8 protein-coding genes and 1 pseudogene are annotated in these 7,079 nt (G+C 61.5%); 5 read left to right on the top strand and 4 right to left on the bottom strand.

Annotation, left to right across the window (positions count from 1 at the left end):
- Positions 1 to 571 (top strand): annotated as a pseudogene (locus QT222_RS09860) (flippase activity-associated protein Agl23); the annotation flags it as partial.
- Between the two features lie 39 nt (positions 572 to 610).
- On the opposite strand, the gene QT222_RS09855 reads toward QT222_RS09860, so the two are convergent.
- The gene (locus QT222_RS09855; RefSeq protein ID WP_004056913.1) at positions 611 to 1,561 is read right to left on the bottom strand and encodes a transcription initiation factor IIB; all 951 of its coding nucleotides are present in this window, start codon (positions 1,559 to 1,561) and stop codon (positions 611 to 613) included.
- A gap of 141 nt (positions 1,562 to 1,702) precedes the next feature.
- Between QT222_RS09855 and QT222_RS09850 the strand changes: the two genes are divergently transcribed.
- From QT222_RS09850 to QT222_RS09840, 3 genes are all read left to right on the top strand, one after another.
- A complete protein-coding gene (locus QT222_RS09850; RefSeq protein ID WP_491477059.1) occupies positions 1,703 to 2,701 on the top strand; it encodes a lamin tail domain-containing protein in 999 nt (332 codons plus the stop codon).
- Positions 2,702 to 2,970: 269 nt separating this feature from the next.
- Positions 2,971 to 3,366, top strand: coding sequence for a DUF7961 family protein (locus QT222_RS09845; protein WP_004056915.1), 396 nt, complete (start codon positions 2,971 to 2,973; stop codon positions 3,364 to 3,366).
- Positions 3,366 to 3,992 (top strand): METTL5 family protein, encoded by a 627-nt coding sequence (locus tag QT222_RS09840; protein WP_004056916.1) that lies wholly within the window; start codon positions 3,366 to 3,368, stop codon positions 3,990 to 3,992. The genes QT222_RS09845 and QT222_RS09840 overlap by 1 nt, the downstream gene beginning before the upstream one ends.
- A gap of 33 nt (positions 3,993 to 4,025) precedes the next feature.
- On the opposite strand, the gene QT222_RS09835 is transcribed toward QT222_RS09840, so the two are convergent.
- From QT222_RS09835 to QT222_RS09825, 3 genes are all read right to left on the bottom strand, one after another.
- On the bottom strand, positions 4,026 to 5,681 hold the full coding sequence (locus tag QT222_RS09835) for a rhomboid family intramembrane serine protease (RefSeq protein ID WP_491477058.1): 1,656 nt from the start codon (positions 5,679 to 5,681) through the stop codon (positions 4,026 to 4,028).
- 129 nt (positions 5,682 to 5,810) lie between these two features.
- On the bottom strand, positions 5,811 to 6,089 hold the full coding sequence (locus tag QT222_RS09830) for a UPF0058 family protein (RefSeq protein ID WP_004056918.1): 279 nt from the start codon (positions 6,087 to 6,089) through the stop codon (positions 5,811 to 5,813).
- 58 nt (positions 6,090 to 6,147) lie between these two features.
- Positions 6,148 to 6,360 carry a ribbon-helix-helix domain-containing protein gene (locus QT222_RS09825; RefSeq protein ID WP_004056919.1) on the bottom strand — a complete coding sequence of 71 codons (213 nt, stop codon included), beginning with the start codon at positions 6,358 to 6,360 and terminating at the stop codon, positions 6,148 to 6,150.
- 259 nt (positions 6,361 to 6,619) lie between these two features.
- Here QT222_RS09825 and QT222_RS09820 point away from each other — a divergent pair.
- Positions 6,620 to 7,079 (top strand): molybdopterin-dependent oxidoreductase (locus QT222_RS09820; RefSeq protein WP_491477057.1); only part of this gene is annotated, 460 nt, incomplete at its 3' end.

Here is a 7,079-nt window from a genome sequence, read left to right as displayed (position 1 = left end):
CGTCCCGCTCGCCATCCCGGCGGCGGTCGGCCTCGCGGCACTCGTCCGGTGGGGAAGACAGGCGTTCGACAGCAGGGATACGCCTCGCGTCGCCGCGGCACTCCTCATCTTGCTCGCACTCGTCGCACAGACTGGTGCGGTCGCGACAACCGAGGTATACGCCCCGAGCGACCGTGACACTAAACTCGCACACTACGGACAGCCGTCGAGCGACTTCACCGCGTTCCGCGACAACCTCTCTGCGTGGGTCGGTCCGACCGACGATTCGGACGTAGAAGTGCTCTACTACGGCAGTTCGATGTACGTCTCGGACGGCGCGGCTGACTACCCACCGGTCCCCAAGAAGTGGGGTGAACGACTGCCGATGGCGTGGTACGTGGAGCGAATCGGTGCCGACACGACATCGACAACGAACCTCTCCGCGTTTAAACAACAGTCGTCCGTCCCTCCGGTCGTCATCGCACCCGCATCGGAGCGTGGGACGTTAGCGCCGAAGCTCGACGGCTACGTGGCTCACAACTACGACACCGGTCTCTGGGACCGTCCGATTGTGGTCTTCGTGAAAAACTGAAACGCTGCGGCGCGGAGTAACGGTGCGGTGCGGTGCGGTTTAGCGGAAGCCCATCGCTTCAATCTGTTCCTGATAGCGGTTCCGGATGGTGACTTCGGTGACCTGCGCGACATCTGCGACTTCGCGCTGGGTCTTCTTCTCGTTGCAGAGAAGCGACGCCGCGTAGATTGCTGCGGCGGCGAATCCGGTCGGCGACTTGCCGGAGAGCAGGCCCTGTTCTGCGGAAACGTCGATGATTTCGGTCGCCTTCGCCTGCACCTCCTCGGAGAGTTCGAGCGCGGAGGCGAACCGCGGAACGAACTGCTTCGGGTCGACGGGCTTGAGTTCCAGCCCGAGTTCTTGCGAGATGTAGCGATACGTGCGGCCGATTTCCTTCTGCGGGACGCGCGACACTTCGGCGACTTCGTCGAGCGAGCGCGGGATGCCTTCCTGACGGCAGGCGGCGTAGAGCGCCGATGTGGCGACACCCTCGATGGAGCGCCCGCGAATCAGGTCCTCGTTGAGCGCGCGACGATAAATGACGGATGCGACCTCGCGTACCGAACGCGGGACGCCGAGCGCGGACGCCATGCGGTCGATTTCGCTGAGTGCGAACTGCAGGTTACGCTCGCCGGCGTCCTTGGTTCGAATTCGCTCTTGCCATTTTCGAAGACGGTGCATCTGGGATCGCTTCTCGGACGAGAGTGACCGACCGTAGGCGTCTTTGTCCTTCCAGTCGATGGTCGTCGTCAACCCGCGGTCGTGCATCGTCTCGGTGATTGGTGCGCCGACGCGCGACTTCGATTGGCGTTCGGAGTGATTGAACGCGCGCCACTCTGGCCCGCGGTCGATTTGTCGCTCATCGAGAACGAGACCACAGTCGTCACACACTAACTCCCCCTGATCTGCGTCTGTGACGATCTGGTCCGACCCGCACTCCGGGCAGTTGACTTGCTCGTCCTCTTGTGCCGTTGCCTCCTCTCGCTGACGCTGCCGGCTCGGACGTTCCATTAAAAGGTTTCTGGTGGAGCGTGAATTTAAACCTTTGTAACAGAAATCTGATAAAGGACGCCGTCTTGCGATTCGTGGCGCTCGGCTTCGAAGCTGTCCGACTCACCTACTTATACGGTTCCCTGACAAACGGTGAATCAAATGGTCAGACGTACTACCGTAACGCTCGTCATTGCACTGTTTGTGGTCCTCGCAGGGTGTGCTGGCACGGGTGGCGCTGGCTCCGATTCCCCTGATTCGCCGAGCGCTGAACCGACCACAACTGAGATGACGGCCGCCGAGACGACACCACAGACACAGTCGTTGACTCCCTCCGCATCGGGTGATGTCACAGTCGACGTTGTCGAAGTCGTCGACGGAGATACGATTAAAGTCGTCATGCCGAACGGTTCCCGCGAGACGATTCGCCTCCTCGGCGTCGATACTCCCGAAGTGTACGGCGAAAACACGCCCGACGAGTTCGAAGGTATCCCCGAAACCGACGCGGGGAAGGCGTGTCTCGGTGCGGCCGGAGACGATGCGAGTGCCTATGCGAAATCCCGGCTCTCGGACGAGACCGTCGAACTCCGATACGACGAGAAAGCGGGCAAGCGGGGCTACTACGGGAGAATCCTCGCCTACGTCGTCGTCGACGGGTCGGAGTTCAATTACGACCTCATCACCGACGGCCACGCTCGATTCTACGACAGTTCCTTCGAGGAGCGCGAGCGCTACGAACGTGCCGAGCGCGAGGCCCGCGAGGGCGGTGTGGGTCTCTGGTCCTGCGCAACTGAAGGCTCGACAGCTAGCGGCGAGAATACGGCGACCGACGACGGACTGTCAGTCTCCGTCGTCGCCGACGCGCCCGGCAACGACAACGACAATCTCAACGGCGAGTACGTAACGCTGCGAAACGACGGCGACGAATCTATCGACCTTTCGGGCTGGACCATCTCGGACGCCGCAGGAGCAACGTACACCTTCGCTACCGGGACGAAACTCGCAAGCGGTGCAACACTCACACTCCACACCGGGACCGGGACGGACACAGAAACGGACGTTTACTGGGGCCGTTCCGGCGCAGTCTGGAACAACGGCGGTGACACGGTCACTGTGCGGAGTTCGACCGGCACGGAAGTCCTCACGTACACGTACGAGTGACAGTACGGTAATTCAGTAATTGTGGTCTTCTGCTGCTCGTATATCTCAGCGAGGGGGTGTATTTTTGAACGGGAACCGTGCGACCCCAGACCGCTGTTTTGGGGGAAAGGGGGTTGGAGCGTGTGACCCCCAGACCGATTACGTACCCCTCCACCATTAGTATCTAGTCTAGAACACGGTCACGAACATCTTGAGATAGAATACACCTGAAAATTACTATTGCGCATTTACAAAGATATATACATAACCAATAGAAATGTGTGGGTATCATGAGCACGCTCGATACGACCTCCGTGGAAGCCGCAGTCGCAGCAGGCCGCCCAACCGACCTCACGCCCGTCGCGCTCGACGCATCGTGTCTGGGTTCGACCGCCCCCGCACACCTCCGTGACCTGAAGGCCGGACTCGCCGACGAAGGATACCTACCGGCTGAACTCTCCGTCGAAGCGCAATTCTGCGAGGATGACCCGTTTGCAGTGCAGTCGGAATCCGACCGTCTCCGCGAGTACGTTCGCGCCGCCGCTTTCCTCGGTGTCGGACGCGTCATCGTCGATGTCGGCGAATGCTGTCGGCCCGACGAGGTGTCCTCGGCACTCGCGGCGCTCGACGAACGTGCCCACCGCGAGGGTGTCGCTTTTGAGGTTCGGGGTTCCATCGACGCCTGATGGCAACCAAGGCCGCGCTTGAGGCGCAGTTGGCGGTAGTCGCTGGCTTCGAGAACCCGAAGGTCTCTCTGGAACAGTATCCGACGCCGCCGGACCTCGCGGCGCATCTCGTCCACCTCGCGGACCTCCGGGGTGATATCGAAGGGACGACCGTTCTCGACCTCGGGACCGGAACCGGAATGCTCGCTCTCGGTGCCGCACTCAGGTCTCCCGCTCGCGTCGTCGGCGTCGAACTCGACCCCGACGCGCTCGAGACGGCAGTCGACAACGCTCGTCGCGTCGGTGCCAGCGCCCCCATCCACTGGATTCGCGGCGATGCGACTCGTCTCCCGGTTTCGCTTCCCGACGACCAACCAATCACCGTGCTGATGAACCCGCCGTTCGGTGCCCAACGCGGCAATGAACACGCGGATAGAGCGTTCCTCGAAGCAGTTTCGCGGGTCGCAGACGTATCGTATTCGGTCCACAACGAGGGGAGCAAGGAGTTCGTGGAATCTTTCGTCGCCGACGCGGGCGGTGAACTGACAGACGCGTTCCGTGCGACGTTCGACCTCGAACGTCAGTTCGATTTCCACGACGCGGACCGCCGCGAACTCGATGCTGAAGTATTCCGTATCGAGTGGTAATCTCGGGGGTGGGTCCGGTCTCTCCCCGACGGCCTACTCGTACGATTCCTGACGAGCGACCCGGACGCGCGTCCCCCGAGACTCCGCGAAAATGGAGCGCCCTTGCCGGACGAATCGGATGCCCCCGAGCGTCGTGCTCACGTTCGTTGTCGGCATCGGTCCTCTGACGGTTCCGCTTTCGGACGACACCTGAAGGTCGTAGCCCATCGCAGTCGGCACGACTGAGATGTTGCGCCGGGAGATAACGGGACCGGCCCGTACTGGCTCCGTCTTGTAGGCGAGTGTCGTATTCCCATCGTCCACGAGGAACACTCGATATGCCGTGTTTCCGGACCCGACGACGGCGTATCCGTCTCGGACCGCCGTAACTCTGTCCCGCCAGCCAAGGCCGCCCAACCTGACGGCCGTTTCGCCGTCGAATGCCAACCGATTCTTCGAGACGGCTGTCGTCCAGATACCGCGCCGTTGGCTCTTGACGATGACGCCGGAGGTGTTGGTCGTCGTCGACTCGCCGAACAGTTCGATGTCGAACGCGGCGGTCAACCCGTTCGGAACGTCCTCGGCGTAGGTTACCTCGTAATCCTCGACCGATACGCTCTCTCCGGGCAGGTCGTCGTTGGTCGCAGTAAACAAGTTGTACAGCACTGCCGGCCCCGACAGCGCGGAGACGACGAGGAGGAGGACCACCGCGCCGACTTGCCAGCGCCGGGCCGAAAAGGCATGTCCCGTCGGTGCGCGCTCGCGCAGCGGCTTATCAGATGCCGAGACGGTGAGCGCGACGAGCAACGCGAGCAGGACGACGAGCGCGAAGCCGACGGCGCGAAAGAGGACGTACGTCCCGCCGCCGCGGAAGAAGTAGACCGCCCACAGCGACTCGCTGATTGCGAACAGCAGGACGCCCGCGAAACTTCGAAATGCCGACAGTTGCTTGTCTCTCCGCTGTCGGGCGACCCACAGACCGAGGAGGATGCCGAACAGGAGACCGATTGCGTGCCCCTGAATGGCGATTTGCGCCCACCACGGCGTTGAGAACACTGGCCGTGCTGTCGAGACGACTTCCGGAGACAACATCGCGTTGTAGAAGACCCTGACGACGCGCCCAGAGACGAATGCGAGCACCGTCGTGAGCGGTCGGGTGACGAGCGCGAACCCGGCGAACGCGAATACGACGCCGGAAAAGCCGATGACCGGACCGAGTGCGAACACCGAGGTGAGGAGACCGACGCCAAAGACGACTCCGGGGAAGATGATGAATGCCCGAACGTAGGGGTTCTCGCGGAGCGACCCAAACGAGGTCGACCCACGTCGGGTCGGGTAATGTCCCCACGCGTACTCGGCGACCGGTGCCAGCGTGAGCGTTCCGATGAGGTTGCCGATAAGGTGTCCGGCACCGGAATGCGAGAATGCGGCGGTGGCCATCCCCAGCGGGTAGAAGTACGACCACGCCCGGAACGGGATGACCATGGGCCGGTACCACGAAGACAGTCCGTCCTGCACGAATAGATAGACGAAGAGAACACCGCCGACGCTCACGAGGGTTCCCCACGGGAGCCCAAAGAGGAATCGACGGCGGAGCGCCGTCGCGAGTCGGCTCGGCCGGTCGGCGAGCGTGAGCGCGACGACGGCGACGAGAAGTGTGGCGACGGCGGCGAGCCGGTGGAGCGGTATCCAGCCCGGGATGTCTAGCATTGGCTACCTGTGTCGTACGAACGGGTGATAAAGAAACCCGCGGAGAACTGCTTGGAATATGCTAGCAGGAGACACGAATACGGTAGTAGCAAGCTCCGCTCGGAAGGTGCAAGCGGGCGAACCCGTCGCTCAAATTTTGCCTTCGGCGTCGTCGGCCAGTTCTTCCATCCGCTTGCCGACGCGGCCGGCACTCGAGAACTCGTCGTCGCTCATCGCGGTGGCGAGCGCGTTCCCGAGCACGAAGACAGCGTGTTTGTGTTCGCTCTTGGATTTGTGGACGTGCGACGGTTCGACGCCGAGTTCATCGTACGGGTCGAACAGACTCGAATCGACGTGGTCGCGAGCGGAGAAGTGGTCCTTGATGATAACCATCTGTTCGTGCAGCTCCAGCAGTTCGTCCTTGTGCATGAGAGTTCGTTAGGCGAGAGAGCGGTTTAAGAGTTATTGGGGGTTACTGTCATTCGGCTCAGAAGACGTATTCGTCTTCGTGGCCCATCATGCCGTCGTCTTCGAATGCACGGTCCTCGTCGGACATCGGACCGCTCGTCTTGTACGCGCGGATGCCAGTCGAAAGCAGGTCCTCGATGGCCTCGTCACGGTTGACAAACTCGCCCTGTTCGACGAGCTGCACGATCTGCATCTCCAGGTGTTCCGGTACGGTAATCTCTACTTTGGGCATCTGAACGTCCGTCGGTTTGGAAGGGCCGTATATAACTCTACCGGGGGGACAATAGGGTTTCCTGAAGTTCATCTCGAAGAATACGAAGGTCCGGTATTCTGTAGTGGTATGATTGTGGAAACCGATACTCGGGGAGGCGTGGTGTTCCGTCGTAATCGAGTTCGGTTCGAAGTCGAGCGAATCCAGTCAGCCCGAAGTCGTACCAATCGAACGAGCCCGGAGTCGTTACTGATAGGTGCGTCGGGTCGAAGGTTCGGGCATGCCCAAAGACGTGACTCATCTCTACGAGGAGTTCGACGGGGATCGACTCCCGCCGGGTCAACGCGAGACGCAAGGATTCCCGGTTCTCTCGAAGAGCGGGACGCCCTCGTGGGACCCGGAAACGTGGTCGTTCGAGGTGTGGGGAGCAGTCGAAAATCAGCTCGACCTCTCTTTTGACGAGTTTCGCGACCTCCCGTCGGAGACGCAGATTCAGGATTTCCACTGCGTCACTGGGTGGAGTAAGTTCGACTGCGAGTTCGAAGGCGTCACGTTCCCGACGCTCGCGGAAGAAGCGGGCGTCACCGAGGATGCGGTCCACGTCATGTTTCACGCGATGGACGGCTACACGACGAACCTCTCGCTTGAGCAGTGTATGCGGGACGAAGTGATGTTCGTCTGGGGCTACGACGGCGACGACCTCCCCGCGGACCACGGTGGCCCGCTTCGAGTCGTCGCCC

The organism is Haloferax sp. s1 (assembly GCF_058382125.1).
The sequence above is the reverse complement of the archived record's forward strand: the minus strand, read 5'-3'. Positions and strand labels throughout refer to the sequence as shown.